Annotated in this window: 12 protein-coding genes; 10 read left to right on the forward strand and 2 right to left on the reverse strand. The window is 56.7% G+C overall.

Features of this window, described 5'->3' with window-relative positions:
* Nucleotides 1-37: 37 nt before the first annotated feature.
* Nucleotides 38-292: a hypothetical protein gene (locus QGM61_RS00355; RefSeq protein WP_281131470.1), complete on the forward strand. Its 255-nt coding sequence runs from the start codon at nt 38-40 to the stop codon at nt 290-292.
* A gap of 12 nt (nt 293-304) precedes the next feature.
* Here QGM61_RS00355 and QGM61_RS00360 read toward each other — a convergent pair whose 3' ends face one another.
* Nucleotides 305-2,218, reverse strand: coding sequence for an SLC13 family permease (locus QGM61_RS00360; protein WP_281131471.1), 1,914 nt, complete (start codon nt 2,216-2,218; stop codon nt 305-307).
* Between the two features lie 163 nt (nt 2,219-2,381).
* Between QGM61_RS00360 and QGM61_RS00365 the strand changes: the two genes are divergently transcribed.
* Complete coding sequence (locus tag QGM61_RS00365) at nt 2,382-2,798, forward strand: NIPSNAP family protein (protein WP_281131472.1); 417 nt, start codon at nt 2,382-2,384, stop codon at nt 2,796-2,798.
* Between the two features lie 3 nt (nt 2,799-2,801).
* On the opposite strand, the gene QGM61_RS00370 is transcribed toward QGM61_RS00365, so the two are convergent.
* Nucleotides 2,802-5,150: an SLC13 family permease gene (locus QGM61_RS00370; protein WP_237133367.1), complete on the reverse strand. Its 2,349-nt coding sequence runs from the start codon at nt 5,148-5,150 to the stop codon at nt 2,802-2,804.
* Between the two features lie 249 nt (nt 5,151-5,399).
* Here QGM61_RS00370 and QGM61_RS00375 point away from each other — a divergent pair, with 249 nt between their 5' ends.
* The 8 genes from QGM61_RS00375 to QGM61_RS00410 all read left to right on the forward strand — a co-directional run bounded on the left by QGM61_RS00375 (nt 5,400) and on the right by QGM61_RS00410 (nt 14,844).
* Nucleotides 5,400-6,074: a hypothetical protein gene (locus tag QGM61_RS00375; protein WP_281131473.1), complete on the forward strand. Its 675-nt coding sequence runs from the start codon at nt 5,400-5,402 to the stop codon at nt 6,072-6,074.
* 3 nt (nt 6,075-6,077) lie between these two features.
* On the forward strand, nt 6,078-6,605 hold the full coding sequence (locus QGM61_RS00380; RefSeq protein WP_237133365.1) for a FlgO family outer membrane protein: 528 nt from the start codon (nt 6,078-6,080) through the stop codon (nt 6,603-6,605).
* Nucleotides 6,606-6,649: 44 nt separating this feature from the next.
* Complete coding sequence (locus QGM61_RS00385) at nt 6,650-7,699, forward strand: TAXI family TRAP transporter solute-binding subunit (RefSeq protein WP_237133364.1); 1,050 nt, start codon at nt 6,650-6,652, stop codon at nt 7,697-7,699.
* The gene (locus tag QGM61_RS00390; RefSeq protein WP_281131474.1) at nt 7,696-9,717 is read left to right on the forward strand and encodes a TRAP transporter permease; all 2,022 of its coding nucleotides are present in this window, start codon (nt 7,696-7,698) and stop codon (nt 9,715-9,717) included. Before QGM61_RS00385 ends, QGM61_RS00390 begins: the two co-directional genes overlap by 4 nt.
* Nucleotides 9,718-9,761: 44 nt before the next feature.
* The gene (locus QGM61_RS00395; RefSeq protein WP_237133362.1) at nt 9,762-10,178 is read left to right on the forward strand and encodes a TM2 domain-containing protein; all 417 of its coding nucleotides are present in this window, start codon (nt 9,762-9,764) and stop codon (nt 10,176-10,178) included.
* Entirely contained in the window at nt 10,175-11,506 is a 1,332-nt protein-coding gene (locus tag QGM61_RS00400) for a DUF58 domain-containing protein (RefSeq protein WP_281131475.1), read from the forward strand. Before QGM61_RS00395 ends, QGM61_RS00400 begins: the two co-directional genes overlap by 4 nt.
* A 117-nt stretch (nt 11,507-11,623) precedes the next feature.
* Nucleotides 11,624-13,729 (forward strand): transglutaminase-like domain-containing protein, encoded by a 2,106-nt coding sequence (locus tag QGM61_RS00405; RefSeq protein WP_281131476.1) that lies wholly within the window; start codon nt 11,624-11,626, stop codon nt 13,727-13,729.
* Nucleotides 13,730-13,794: 65 nt separating this feature from the next.
* Nucleotides 13,795-14,844, forward strand: a complete 1,050-nt coding sequence (locus QGM61_RS00410; RefSeq protein WP_281131477.1) for an AAA family ATPase — start codon at nt 13,795-13,797, stop codon at nt 14,842-14,844.
* Nucleotide 14,845: the final 1 nt, after the last annotated feature.

Consider the following 14,845-nt stretch of genomic DNA (forward strand, 5'->3'; position numbering starts at 1 on the left):
GGACAATAATCGTGACGCCCTGCGGAGGCGCAAGCCGATGAAAAAACTGATCTGGATAACCTTCTTCAGCGCAATCATTATCGTCAATCTTCTGGCCATGGCGGCAGACTATTTCGGTGGTGTCTATATCGCCATCCCATACCGACTGGTCATGATCCTGGCAATCACACTGATAGGCACCATCTTCGGCGGCGCCTGGGTGTTGATGCGCACTGCAGAGCAGGAGCAACCACACCCTGGAACAACGCAATCAGGACAGCCAGGGCCATCCAGCGATGACAGACAGCGCTAACTCGCCGACGGTTTACAACGGCCACGCCCAAAGCAGCACCGGCAGACTGACAGCCACGACGACAATCTCCACAGGCAGGCCAAGGCGCCAGTAGTCACCAAACTTGAAACCACCCGGGCCCAGAATCAGCGTGTTGTTCTGATGTCCGATTGGCGTCAAAAATGCGCAGGATGCACCGACAGCAACTGCCATCAAAAACGAGTCCGGGTTAACGCCTAACTGATCAGCAATACTGATGGCCAATGGACACATCACGGCAGCCGTCGCTGCATTGTTCATAAAATCAGACAATGTCATTGTTACTATCAGCACCAGCGCCAGAGCAATAACTGGGTGTCCCTGCGCCAGCGAATCCAGCAACAGCTGCGCCAGCAGGTCGGCAGTTCCCGTTGAGGCCATGGCGGTTGCCACTGGCAATAAGGCGCCGAGCAGCACTATCACTGGCCAGTCGATTGAACTGTACACCGCGCGGGGTGGCACAATACGCAATGCCATATACGCAAGCACGGCAGCAGCGAATGCGATTGCCACCGGCAATATGCCCAGGGCCGTCACAATAATGGCGGCAACAAAAATACCACCAGCCAGCAGTCCCTGTCCTTTGACTGGCACGCGAATATCCCGCTCAGCCAGTGGCACACAGCTAAAGTCGGAGGCGAAGCCAGACACAGACTCTGGCACACCCTGCATCAACAGCACATCGCCGGCACGAATACTGGTGGATCGCAGCCGTTTTATCGATCGACGCCCCTGGCGCGACACGGCCAGCAAATTGATTCCGTAACGCGTGCGAAGTTCGATATCCGAGGCTGAGCGGCCAGAGATCGGCGAGCCAGGCATGACTACCAGCTCCTGAATAATCAGCTCATCTGACTTCTTGGGGGCTTTTACTTCACTCTTATCTTCAGATTCTGAAGTGCTTCGTTTGGCATCGCGCTTATCAGACTTGCCAGTGTCAGCCTTTTTGGTATTCTCGCCTTTGCCGACAGATTTTTCGGATTCGGCGGCGTCGTCCTCCTCGCTGTCCTTGCTGCTGATCACTTCTTCTTCTAGTTTAAGGCCAAGGCTGGCCAGTGCCGCACCGAGTGACTCAGGCTCAGCCTCAATTACCAGAATATCGTGTTCACGAAGAATCCGACGCGAATAAGGCGCAATGACCCGGAAATCTCCGCGCACCATACCCACTATCTGGGCGTCTTCTTTTTCGAGGGCGACTTCCACCTCTCGGATGGTTTTGCCTATCGCTTTGCTGTCGGCAACAATCCGCACTTCTGTCAGATACGTGCCAGTTTCGAAACTTGCTGTGTCAGCGCGTTTGCGGGCAGGAACAATACGCCACCCCAGCAGGCCCACAAATAAAATACCCACCAGCGTGATCGATACACCAACCGGTGAAAAATCGAACATGCTGTAGGACCCCAGGCCTGCCTCCGCTCGATAACCGGATACGATCAGGTTAGGCGGCGTTCCTATCAGCGTCATGGTGCCGCCGAGAATGGAGCCAAATGCAAGTGGCATCAAAACACGACCGGTGGGGATCTGTTGTCGGGATGCGACCTGAATCGCGACAGGCATCAACAGCGCCAGCGCGCCCACATTGTTCATAAATCCTGACAGTGCAGCAGCCAGTGCCGTCAACGCAAAAATGCTGATTGTTGGACCTGCACTTGACGGCAGAACTCGTTGCGTCAGAGCGTCCACCACACCCGTCACCTGCAGCCCATGGCTGAGAACCAGCACACAGGCAACGGTGATTACTGCCGGATGGCCAAATCCAACAAAGGCATCCTCCGCAGAAACCAGACCCACCAAAATACAGGCCAGCAACGCAGCACCGGCAACCATGTCATGGCGCCATCGTCCCCAGATGAACATGGCCATGCTCAGGACCAGTATGGCAAGGATGGCGATTTGATCCTGTGTCATGTCGCAGGCGACTCCGGTATTTTAGTTACAGCTAATGTGACACGAAGCTTAGGGTCGCGGCAACACATGGCCTCAATACTCATGCAGGGTATCGGATTGCCATAGAGAAAACGCAATCTATCTGATACGCTCTCGCGGACCATTCAACTGCGAGGAAGTGATTGTGAAAATATCAATAAAAACGCTTGTCGCCGCAACTCTGCTCGTTGGCAGCCTGCTGTCAGCTGTCGGCGCTGCCGCCCAGGAAGGGCCGGTGTTCGAATTGCGAACCTACACGTCGACGCCAGGCAATCTGGACAAACTGCTGGCCCGGTTTCGCGACCACACCATGGGCCTGTTTGAAAAGCACGGCATGACCAATATTGGCTACTGGATTCCCCTTGACGAAGCCAGGTCGGGCAATACGCTTATTTATCTGCTAAAGCACGACAGTATGGAAGCCGCATCTGCCTCCTGGCGTGCATTCGCCTCAGACCCGGAGTGGGCAGCAGTCAATGAGGCCTCCAATCGCGATGGTGCCATCCTCGACAACGTACAGCGTGAATACATGACCGCGACGGATTTCTCACAGATGAAGTGAGGCCTACAGCGGCCAAACGATCGGCATAAGCACCGCGCCTACCAGGAATACAAGCAGAGTCAGTGGCAGGCCGAGCTTCAGGAAATCAACGAATCGATAGCCGCCCGGGCCCATCACAAGCACATTGGTAGGATGGGACACCGGGCTGGCCACGCTTGCCGATGCTGCCAGTGCGACGGCCATCATCGCAGCATGCGGCTGGATATCCAGTCCAACACTGACGGACAGCGCTATCGGTGCCATCAGCACGACAAGGACCACCACCGGGATGATCAATGTCCCAATCACCGAAAGGAAATACAGTCCCGCTATAGTCCACCAGGGATTATGGCTGCCCGTCCACATCAATAGCTGATCGGACAGGAAGTTGGCGGCACCGCTGCCCTGCATGGCGGCTCCCAACGGCATCATGCCCACCAGCACAACAATGGAACGCCAGTGGATAGCCTTGTAGGCCTGTTCCATGCTCAGGCAGCGCCCCAGAACCATTGCAGTAGCACCCAACAAAGCAGCAATATAGATCGGCAGCCACCCGCTCAATGCGATCGCGACTACAGCGAGCATACTGCCTAGCGCTATGGGTGCGCGGGACTTGTCGACCTCTGGCGCGGATACCGGGTCCAGGATGATCAGGTCCTTGTTTTTATTCAAGGCCGCCAGTTGCTTTAGTGGTGCGACCAGCAACAGGGCATCACCGCGTTGCAGTTCCATATCCTTGAGGCCGGAACGATACGGTCGCCCGCCCCGCCATAGCGCTGCGACTTCGACCTGCCAGGCCTCTCGCAGCTTCAGGTCGGCAACTTTTTTGTTGTTGAGCCACTTGTGAGGGTGAATGATGGCCTCCACCATGGCGAGCTTGCCCTGCTCAAAAACTTTCAGATAGGGTGTGGCGTCATCCAGAACCTTTAGCTGCTGCAAGCCTCGCAGCAAATCAAAATCTTCAATACGACCCTGCACCAGCAGCAAATCACCGCCCATCAGTTCAGCTTCAGCGGGGATAGGACGGATGAAGTCACCGGCGCGAAACAATGCCATCAAGCGCAGGTCGAAGGCCTTGCCCAGACGCATCTCCTCAATGCTCTTACCCGTCAGGGCACCGTCACGAGGTACGCGCAACACCAAAAGGCGCTCATCCAACTGGTAGTGATGCTGCACCTGTTCCTTGTCGACAGACTTCAACTCAGCAAACTCATAACGCGACTCAATCGACTTGCGGGCTTTTTCCGGTGCCTGAAACAGCACTTTGTCGCCGGCTTTTAACTGATAATCACCCAGATGCGTGCGCCGGACTGTTTCGCCACGCAGCACAGCAAGTAACCAGCCGCCAGTCTGCTCGTGAAACTCAGCGGGCCTGATCGACCTGCCCACCAGCCCATGTTCCTCAGAAATTGTCGTCTCATACAGCGCAGCATCTTCGAGAAGCCGGTCATGCAGCACCGGGGCTTCTCGTTCGATAGACAACTCACTCCATTGGCGCAGCAGCTTGAAGCGGTCCAGACGGCCCTGCGCAAGCAGGATATCGCCGGCCTGTAGCCGCGTGACTGACGACGGTAAGGCCTGGGTCTGACCACCACGGCTGAGTGCAATCACCATCAAACCAGCCGCTGCTGTCATCCCGGTTTCACCTAGACGTTTGCCCACCAGTAATGAGTCCTCGGCAACCTGAACAGCAAAAATCCGTTCCTGAAGGCTGTACAGCTCGCGCAGGTCTCGGCTGCTTCCAGTCTCTGCAACCGGGTCTCTTGATGGCAACCAGTGACGCCCAACGAGGGCGACGAAGGCAGTTGCGATCAGCAGCATGGGGACGGCAATGGGGGTGAAATCGAAAAAGTGGAAACCTTCAAAACCGGCATCTTCCAGCGCGGTACTTACCAGAAGATTCGGGGGCGTGCCTATCAGTGTCAATGCACCGCCCAGCAGACAGCCGAAAGCCATCGGCATCAACAGACGTGAGGGGGTAGCTCCAACCTGTCTGGCAACACTTACCACAACCGGGAGCAATAGCGCGGTCACACCTATGTTATTCATGAAGCCGGACAGCAATCCGGCCAGCAACATGAAGGTGGCGACCAGCTTCATTTCGCTGTCTCCCGCAACGCGAATAACACGTTGACCAAGAGCTTCGGCGATACCGGTGCGCGTCAGACCATCACTCAGGATGAACATCGCCCAGATGGTTACTACGGCTGGATGGCTGAAACCGGCTATTGCCTGTTCGGGTGACACCAGCCCAAGTACCGCTAGCGCGCATAAAACTGCCAGAGCCACGACATCCATGCGCAGCTTTTCCGTCGCGAACAACAGCACCGCAACCAGCAGTATTCCCAGGACGAGAGCAATGTCTAACGTCAAAACTGGACCCTCAATGGTTCAACTTACAGGCCTGACATTCAAGCAAGCATCATAGCAGAATCGCAGAATGTAGGCGCCGCAGCATATCCATATATGCCGACCCTCAGGGATTTCTCGCTTTGGCCGATAATGGACAAGGGTACATACAGGGTACAAATAGTCACAGAATGCTCGCGGATGACGGCGATATCGCTATAATCTGCAGTAGTTGACTGCATAGACGCCATTTCTAACATCAAGGATACTGTCATGGGATCATCTCGACTGATAGCACTGGCTACACTGCTGGTAGCGCTGACTGCCTGCCAAAGTGGCTACACGCCGCAGCCACGTGCAACACTTTTCCCTGCCACTGACCAGAACTACATGCGTTCAGCGGCACACTGGGACATGCTGGCGGCCAATGAGGCCACAATGATTGGTCAGGCGCTGGACAGCAACCATCTGGTCGCCATTCGTGACACCGGCCCGGCCAGCAGTCCTTTCGAGCAAGCCTATCGCAATCTGCTGATTTCCCAGCTGGTCTCCAATGATGTCCAGGTTGCACTGACCAGCGAATCAGCTTCACACCATGTGGACTATGATATTCAGGTCGTGACGCATGAAGATCGACGCTCACTGCGACCCCGACCCGGCACAGCATCCGCCACGTTCGCTATTGGAGTGTTCGCAGCCAACATCCGCAATTGGACTGAACAGGAGCTTGCACTGATTCCCGTTGGTCTGGGGCTGGACATCCTCAATGCCCTGTGGCGCGACACTGAAGGCGCGATCACCGAGGTCATCGTCAACTCACGCCTGCATGACGGCAGTCGGATTGTGGCCGCTGATTCACGCATCTACTACTTCAGCGCGCAGGACCAGCACAACTACCAGGGTCAGGGTCGTCAGTTTCAGGTCGTCAGCAATCAGGGAGGTGAATAAGCAATGACTCGTCGCTTTTCAAGCCTGATTCTGGTTGGCGCGCTGCTGGCACTCACTGCCTGCGGTGGCATCAAGACTTCAAACAACCGTGTTATTTCGTCTCACCATGATGCAGCGCGCTATCTGATCATGATGGCGGGTGATCAGCTTCCTGCCAATGGTCGCATGATTGCCGCCAGCTTTGCCGATGTGAATGAGTTGAGCACCTCATCGACTTTCGGCAGGATGGCCTCGCAGCAACTGGTTTCCCAGTTTGTTATTGAGGGCTTTTCCTTCGTTGAAATCCTGATGCGTGACAATATCTACATCGACAGCAATGAAGGTGAGTTTCTGTTATCACGGACAGTCAACGACATCAGCGATCAGCACAACGCACCAATTGTGCTGGTTGGCACTTATGCACCGGCCGATGAAAACGTATTCGTCACCGCCAAGCTGATTCGTACCACTGACAATGTCATCGTCGCCTCCTACGATTACGCCGTCCCCTATACCCGTGACATGCGGAATCTGCTGCGACCCAGACGCTGATCTGCTCCTTGTATTGCGGCGCTGATTGAGCTTTTTCAGGAAATATGCTTATATCAGCGCCCATGAAGATGCGGCTGATAATCATACTGACAGGGCTGCTCACGCTGGCTTCGTGTTCTGACGAACTGGCGGGCAATCGTCCATACATCCTGACGACGGCAACCACCGGCGGGGCCTACTACCCCATTGGAGTTGCTATCGCCACCATCACCAAATCCCAGCTGGGACCGGAAGGTATCGCACTGTCCGCGATCAGCTCAGCAGGGTCTCTGGAAAATATCAAACTCCTGCGTGACAACCAGGCCCAGTTTGCCCTGTTGCAGGGTCCTTTCGCAGCTTGGGGCTGGAATGGCGAAGGCCCCATCAGCCGTCCACAGACAGGCCTGCGATCAGTGGCTGCCGTCTGGCTAAACGTCGAACATTTTGTCATCACCAACGATCTGGTCGAAACCGGCACTATCCGCGACCTGGACAACCTGTCAGGTCAACGCTTTGTGCTGGGTGCGCGCAATTCCGGTGCCGAGCAGACAGGTCGTTACATTCTTGAGTCGCTGGGCATCAATTACGAAGAGAAAATGTCACTGGCCTGGATGGGTTACGGTGGTGCAGCCAATGCCATCCAGGATGGCAATGTGGTCGGTATGAATGTCCCGGCGGGTGCGCCTGTCAGCGCTATCACCCAGGCGTTCGCGCAGATGGGCGATGAGCTGACACTTCTCAATTTCACTGAGCAGGACCTTATCGATATCAATCGGCGTTATGACCTGTGGGACTGGTACGAGTTTCCCGCAGATACCTATCCTAATCAGAGCGAGCCGGTTCGTTCCATCGCCAGCCCCAATGTGCTTGCCGCGCGCTCCGATGTGCCTGAAGAGGTGGTTTACCAGATCACCAAGACCATCTGGGAGAACCTCAGCGCCCTGCAGGAGATACACGCCGCCACCAAGGATATGCAGTTGCAGCGCGCCGTTCGCGGACTGGGTGCTCCGCTGCATCCCGGTGCCATTCGCTACTATCGTGAGCGGGGGCTGGAAATTCCAGAGCGCCTGATCATGCCAGGAGAAGATCGCCCCGCGGGCATCGATGACCTATGAAATCACCCTTGCTGCAATGGGCGGCTTTCCTGTTTGCCCTGTTCCATGTCTACGTTAACGTTTTTGCCACCATCCCGGAACTGTGGTTCTCGGCCATTCACTTTGGTGGATTCGTCGCTCTTTGCGCCCTGTCTGGCAATGAAGCAACGGTCGATCACGCTGCCCCTCCACTCTGGCTGAGAGCCGTCAATGTCGTGTTGGCTGCTCTGGCAGTGCTGGTCACCTGCTACATGATTTTCTTTGAAGATGCGCTGTATGCCCGCGAAGCCGAGTTCATACTGAGCGACTACGTGGTGACCGCCACTGCCGTGCTGCTTGCCATCGAGTTCACGCGGCGCACCACCGGCTGGTTCATGCCGGTGCTGATCATGATCTCTTTGAGCTACATCCTGTTCATGGGCCGCTATATCACTGGCGTATTCGCCTTTCCAGGACTCAGCCTGGAAACCGTTCTGTACCGCAGTTATTTCAGCGAAGAAGGCATGTTTGGCACAACGGCCAACATCTCTGCGACCTATGTCTTCATGTTTATCCTGTTTGGCTCTTTCCTGCTCAAATCCGGCGCCGGAGACTTCATTGTCAGCTTCGCGCGCTGTCTGGCCGGCCGGTTTACCGGTGGCGCCGGTTTTGTCGCCGTCATCGGCTCGGGTCTGATGGGTTCAGTTTCCGGATCAGCGGTCGCCAATACTGTGTCCACAGGGGTCATTACCATTCCGATGATGAAGCGATCGGGTTTCGATCCACAGTTCTCGGCAGGCGTGGTGGCAGCCTCTTCCACAGGTGGCGCACTGATGCCCCCCATCATGGGCGCAGGCGCATTTGTGATGGCCAGTTACACACAGATTCCCTACCTGCACATCATCGCCATGTCAGTGCTGCCAGCCATGCTGTACTACCTGACTGTCATGTTTTTTGTGCGTATTGAGGCCAAGCGCCTGGGTCTGTTTGCCGACAAGATCGGTGACCACGACAGCGTATGGACGGTCCTGCGTACCGGCTGGCACTTCATCATTCCGCTTGGCGTCCTGGTGGGGCTGCTGATTGCAGGATATACACCGATCAGGGCAGCTGCCGTGGCCATCCTGGCCGTGATCGTGGCATCCTGGCTGTCACCAACCCCAATGAAATGGCAGGGCATTTTCGATGCGACCGTCGATGGTGTCCGTACCATGGTCTCCACCGCCCTGCTGCTGGTGGCCGTTGGGCTGATCATCAATGTGGTTACCACCACCGGTGTCGGCAATGCATTTTCTTTGATGATCGTGGAATGGGCAGATGGCAGCCTGCTGATCAGCCTGGTGCTGGTCGCCATAGCCTCACTGGTACTGGGCATGGGCCTGCCGGTGACCGCGTCGTATATCGTTCTGGCAACGCTGTCAGCCCCCATCCTGTTTGACCTGATTGCCCGCGATGCGATGATGGAAGCACTCAGTGCCCCCGACCTGCCCTCCAATGTGGTTGCGACGCTAAACCTGTTTGGTGGCGATGCCATGGTGGCTCTGCGGGAAATGCCACTGGAGATGCGTCAGTTGCTACGCGCGGAACTACTCAGCCCCGAGCTGCTGACCGGTATGCTGCTCAGCGCTCACCTGATCATTTTCTGGCTGTCCCAGGACAGCAACGTCACACCGCCTGTCTGTCTGGCAGCATTTGCCGCAGCAGGTATTGCCGGTACCAAACCCATGGCCACCGGCATTACCTCCTGGAAAGTCGCCAAGGGACTCTACCTGGTGCCGCTGCTGTTTGCCTACTCGCCGTTGATTTCCGGCACCTGGCCTGAACGTTTTTATACTTTCTTCTGGTCGTGTTTAGGGCTGTATGCTGCCGCCGGTTTACTTCAGTGGCGTCTGGACCGGCCTCTAAATGCGTTAACGGCTCTGATGCTGGCTGTGGCGGCTGTGCTGCTGTTGTGGGCTCCACTTACCGTTTATCATCATATTATTGGAGCGGCACTTCTGGCAGCCGTGGTAATCTGGCAGCGAAATCAGGATAAACTCAGTTCTGTCGCGCAGCAGTGATCCCGCTGCAGACGTAGTAGCCATGCCAAGGCAAGAGGCGATGCATGTTTTCGGAAAAAGCATTGAACCTGGAAGAGCATGAGCTGCGTGAGACGGCGCGCGCCCTTCCACCGCCTCTAAAACACCAATACCAGTTGCTGGAACAGCGGCACCTCAAGCGTCCGTCTACCTACCGGGCACTGAACTGGGTATTTCCCACTGGCATCCATCATTTCTACCTGCGCCGCTGGCTGCGGGGGCTTATCACACTGAGCCTGACGCTGGGGGGGCTGTATCTGGTCTATGCCTCGCAGACATCAGCCTTTGGCCTGATGGTGCTGATGGTAGTGGTCGTCATTGAAATACCGCAGTTACTTAACGCCAGACATCTCGTGCACAGCTGCAATAATCGCATCATGGCGCAATGTCTCGAGCAGGTGCAGCGCGCACACCAGGCACCTCAACAGGAGCCTGCGCCATGAGCCATATCGACCTCGCATCGCGCTATCCTGGCATTTTCAGCAACTGGCGCCGGTTGCAGCAGCGAACCCGACGCCTGCAGCCACACATACCGATTACCACCACCGGTGTTCTGATTCTGATCGCATCACTGGCCGCGTTGCGCGGCTTTGGCTATCAGCGCATGGACCTGGTTGTGTTTGCACTGACCGTATGCGCCCTCAGCATTGTGCTGGTCAGCGCGGTGATGGTGACCGTTACTGGCCTGTTGCTGCGCAGGCGGCTGGCAGCCACCATGAATACGCCATTGCCGGCGCTGCAGGCGGAGGCCGGTTATGCCAACGAAACCGCTTTGCAGCTATCCGGTCACAGCTGGTTGCCCATGATGTCGCTTGAATGGCAGGTTGTTGCTCCCAGTCGCATGACAACACGCGTCGAGTTCGACCCCGATTCTGGACAACTGGAAGAGATCATCGTGCCGGGGCATCGCTGTCTGGGCACGCAGGTCACACGCCTGTTTACGATACGCGATGTCCTTGGTCTGTGCCGCTTTTCGTGGCGGATGACACAGCCGATGTCGCTGATGGTGCTGCCCCGCACCGGCAATCTGCGCCACTTGCCATTGCTGCGCTCGATGGATTCTGAGGACGGTATACCGGACATGCGTGGTAAGCCGGAGGGTGACCGTATGGATATTCGACGTTACGCGCCTGGTGACTCTGTCCGCGACATCATGTGGCGCGTCTACGCACGCAACAGGCACCTGAATGTTCGCCTTCCGGAAAAAAGCATGTTTCAGGCCGACCGAACGCTGGCTTACCTGTTGTCTGGTGAAAGCGATGAAGCTGCTGCTGGCGTGGCGCGTTTTGCTGTGACCAATGGCGCACTGGGTGACACCTGGATTTTCGGAGCTGACGGCAGCCTCGAGGTCGCCAGGACAGCCAATGCAGCGCTGCCGCTTATATGCGGCTCATGGCAGACAGCAGAGCGCGATGACAAGTCAGGAAACAATGGATCACTCGACCACTTTCTACTCAGTCAGGCGGGCAATCAGGCGGCCTGTATCGTCTTCGCGCCCGCATTGACGGGTGCCTGGGTCCAGTCTTTAACAACAACGATGCGAAAATTCAGTGGTCCTTTCACGGTTGTGCTGGCGACAGACGACCTCAGCCAACAGACCTCAGCTCCCTGGTGGCAGCGCCTGCTGTATGAGCCCGATTATCAGCAATATGGCAGTGGCCTCACTGAACTGCAGTCTCTGGCGGCGAAGTTGACGGGAGCTGGTGCCCGGGTACTGATAGTGGATCGTCAATCTGGTCAGACTTTTGACCAGGGTCTGAAAAGGGTTTAATGTCGAGGACTTATGATGTCTCACTCCGCTGCATCCCCGACAGGCAATAATTCAGCCAGGCGCGTATCCAACGCTCACCGGTTGCTGCGTGCTTTTGTGCTGGCAGGCGCCTGCTGGGTGTTAAGCACACCTCTGACGACGGTGGCCGGCTCTGCAGCGGCCTTTCTGGGCTGCCTGCTGGCCTGTCTGTGGATCGACAGCCGATCAGGCACAGCCGTACTCAAAATCAGGTCACTGGCGCTACTGGCCGGACTCATGGTTCTCACGGCGCTGGTTACCGCTGTTGCCAACCTGCTGACCCGACAGTCATTTCTTGCACAGTGGCTGGGTGCCATGCCCGCCTTTCAGCTGGGCCAGCTGCTTTTCTGGCTGGTGCTGGCCGCAAGTGTCGGCCTGCTGCTGCGGTTATACGCACGACGCCATAGCTGGGGCAGCGTGCCAGAATTGCTGTTTGTGACCTGTGCATTTGTCATCACGCTCGCCGCGCACCAGCGCGGCATGATCGACCGCCCTTACTTCATCGGTGACTTTGCACTGATTCGAGGCATGGATCCATCCAACATTCTGATGGGAGTTGGTGTCGCCGCAGTGCTGACGCTGACAGTCCTGTTGATGCTCGAAGGTAACCAACGCAGGCTGCCCTATCATTTCTCGGTACTCGCCCTGGTCTGCCTTTCCCTGCTGCTGTATGTACAGACTTTTGGTATGCCCACTCCACAGATGACAGATGACCTCGGGCTGACGGGTCAGGGCGCTGGCGGTGGCTCACAGTCCGAAAACCCATTCCGGGATGGTGACAACGACGCCAATGACCGGGAAGCGCCCGTCGCCATCGTGCTGTTCCGCGATGATTATGAGCCGGAAAACGGCGCCTACTATTTCCGAGAGTCTGCCTACTCAGAGTTTAATGGCACGCTGCTGTGGACAGCAGAGCGGGACGACCTGGACTTGGACCTGGTTGAACAGTTTCCCGCCAGTGAAGTATCAGTATCCGAACACATTCCCGCGCAGGACATGCGCCGCAGTGTCACAACAACTATCGGCCTGCTGACACCACACCGCAGCCCGTTTGGGCTGGAGGCACCCGTGCGCTTTGAACCAGCGCCCAACCCCAACAGTCTGCGCTTTACCCAGACCTATACCGTTGAATCACTGGTGCCGCAGTTTGAGTTCCCGGACCTCATTGGCAGACGTGCCGGGTCACCCGATTGGACAGTCGCCCAGTGGGAACAGTATCTGGCAATGCCGGACGACCCCCGCTACGGTGAGTTTGCTGAGCATCTGGTCAGCAATATGCGCGAGGGTTTTGAGGATGACCCCTATGCCAAGGCGCTCGCCGTCAAGGCCTGGCTGGATGACAACGGTATTTACAGCCTGGAGAACCAGCACGCCTACGCGACCGACCCGGCAGCTTCCTTCCTGTTTGGCGATGTGACCGGTTACTGCGTCCACTTTGCCTACGCAGCGACCTACATGTATCGCAGCCTGGGTATTCCTGCGCGGGTGGGCATCGGCTATTCGGTACCGGCGGACAACCGTGCTGGTGGCTCTGCACTGCTTATCCAGGCTATTCATGGTCACGCATGGCCGGAAATTTACCTGGATGGCCTGGGCTGGGTAATCGTCGACCCAACCCCGTCGCGAACGCTGGTAGATATGTCCTCAGAGCCGCAGGATTCGCTGCAGCAGATGCTGGCTGACATGCTGCGTGATGACGCCAGTTTCCAGGGATTCCTGGAGCAACAGTCCCAGACCAGCGAACTGCCATCATTCAGACAACTGCTGACAGCCCTTCTCATTGCCGCCGCAACACTGATCATCCTGGCATGGCTGGTACGTCTATGGCGTGCTCAATGTCCTGCCTGGACCCCGACCTCCGACCACTATCGAGTCCAGTTCCGCGCTGCTCTGGACACACTGGCGAGTGTCGGTGTCAGACGGCGTCGCGGTGAGAGCCGCGAAGCATTTGCGCGACGCTACGCTGCCCAGTTCCCGACGCTGCATCAGCTGACACAATGGCATCTTCAGCAGGCACCAGGCTACGCCTGGTCACCGCAGGGTTCGCTGGCGTTGGCAGGGAAATCTGTTTCGGGACATGCCATGGCAAATGCTGACTGGAACGGGCTGCGTAAACAACTCGCTGCTGAAATATCGCAGTCAGTACCCCGCTGGCGTCGACTGCTGGGAACTATGCACCCGGCACCCTGGTACTACACACACTAAAGCCTGACCCCGTCGGGCAAACTACAAATACAGATAATGGCAATTTGCATATAGCGAGGATGGGCATGGACACACAGGGATCTGAACTGGAAACTTCTGCGCCGCTGTCAGCCGCACAGACTGTTCTTCAGCAATTGAAGCAGGCTGTCAAAGCTCAGGTGATTGGACGTGACGAGGTGATAGACCTGACGCTGATTGCCCTTATGGCAGATGGTCACGTGCTGCTGGAAGATTTCCCCGGATCTGGCAAAACAACGCTGGCCAAGGCACTTGGTGAAGCCATCATTGATGATGGCAAAGGGCCGGCAGCACTTGCGGAACAACCACCAATAGTGCCCTTCAGACGAATCCAGTTTACTCCAGACCTGCTGCCTTCTGATGTCACAGGCAGCTCCGTGTTTGATGCTGACGCCAACACCTTCCACTTTCGTTATGGCCCGCTGTTTGCGCATGTTGTCCTGGCTGATGAAATCAATCGCACCTCGCCCAAAGTACAGTCGGCGATGCTTGAGGCCATGGGTGAAAAGCAGGTAACCGTTGACAACGTCACCTATAAACTCGATTCGCTGTTCTTTGTCATCGCCACCCAGAACCCGCTGGATCTGGTGGGCACTTACCCTCTGCCGACGCCACAGCTTGACCGTTTTCTGTTCAAGATCACCATGGCACATATCGATCGCGATGCCGAACTGCAGGTTCTGGACACCTGGCAGCAACGGCGCGATCACAGCCAGGAAGCTGTCAAAGTCAGCCGCAGTGATATTCTTGCCGCGCGACGCACCATCGATGAACAGGTACATATTGCCCAGGCCATAAAAACTGCCCTGGTCGATATATCGCGCAGACTTCGGGACGACGAACGCGTGCTGCAGGGCAACTCTACGCGCAGCCTGGTGCTGATCCTGCCCGCTCTACAGGTACTGGCCACACTGCGCGGGCGCGCTTACGTCAGTGCCGAAGATCTTGAAACACTGCTGCCGCATGTACTGGCCCATCGTGTCGAACTGGCGCCCGGCATTGCCGATTTCAACAAAGTGCTCCGAGACTGTATGCGCGAGCCGATGGAACAACTGGCCCGCAGCACATTAAAGAAGGCAAGCGTGACCACTGCATGAG

It is taken from the genome of Pseudohongiella sp. SYSU M77423 (assembly GCF_029911965.1).
Lineage (GTDB): Bacteria > Pseudomonadota > Gammaproteobacteria > Pseudomonadales > Pseudohongiellaceae > Pseudohongiella.

Coding starts and splice junctions, on each gene's coding strand:
- QGM61_RS00355 (WP_281131470.1), top strand. CDS start 38: ATGAAAAAACTGATCTGGATAACCTTCTTCAGCGCAATCATTATCGTC.
- QGM61_RS00360 (WP_281131471.1), bottom strand. CDS start 2,218: ATGACACAGGATCAAATCGCCATCCTTGCCATACTGGTCCTGAGCATG.
- QGM61_RS00375 (WP_281131473.1), top strand. CDS start 5,400: ATGGGATCATCTCGACTGATAGCACTGGCTACACTGCTGGTAGCGCTG.
- QGM61_RS00380 (WP_237133365.1), top strand. CDS start 6,078: ATGACTCGTCGCTTTTCAAGCCTGATTCTGGTTGGCGCGCTGCTGGCA.
- QGM61_RS00385 (WP_237133364.1), top strand. CDS start 6,650: ATGCTTATATCAGCGCCCATGAAGATGCGGCTGATAATCATACTGACA.
- QGM61_RS00390 (WP_281131474.1), top strand. CDS start 7,696: ATGAAATCACCCTTGCTGCAATGGGCGGCTTTCCTGTTTGCCCTGTTC.
- QGM61_RS00395 (WP_237133362.1), top strand. CDS start 9,762: ATGTTTTCGGAAAAAGCATTGAACCTGGAAGAGCATGAGCTGCGTGAG.
- QGM61_RS00400 (WP_281131475.1), top strand. CDS start 10,175: ATGAGCCATATCGACCTCGCATCGCGCTATCCTGGCATTTTCAGCAAC.
- QGM61_RS00410 (WP_281131477.1), top strand. CDS start 13,795: ATGGACACACAGGGATCTGAACTGGAAACTTCTGCGCCGCTGTCAGCC.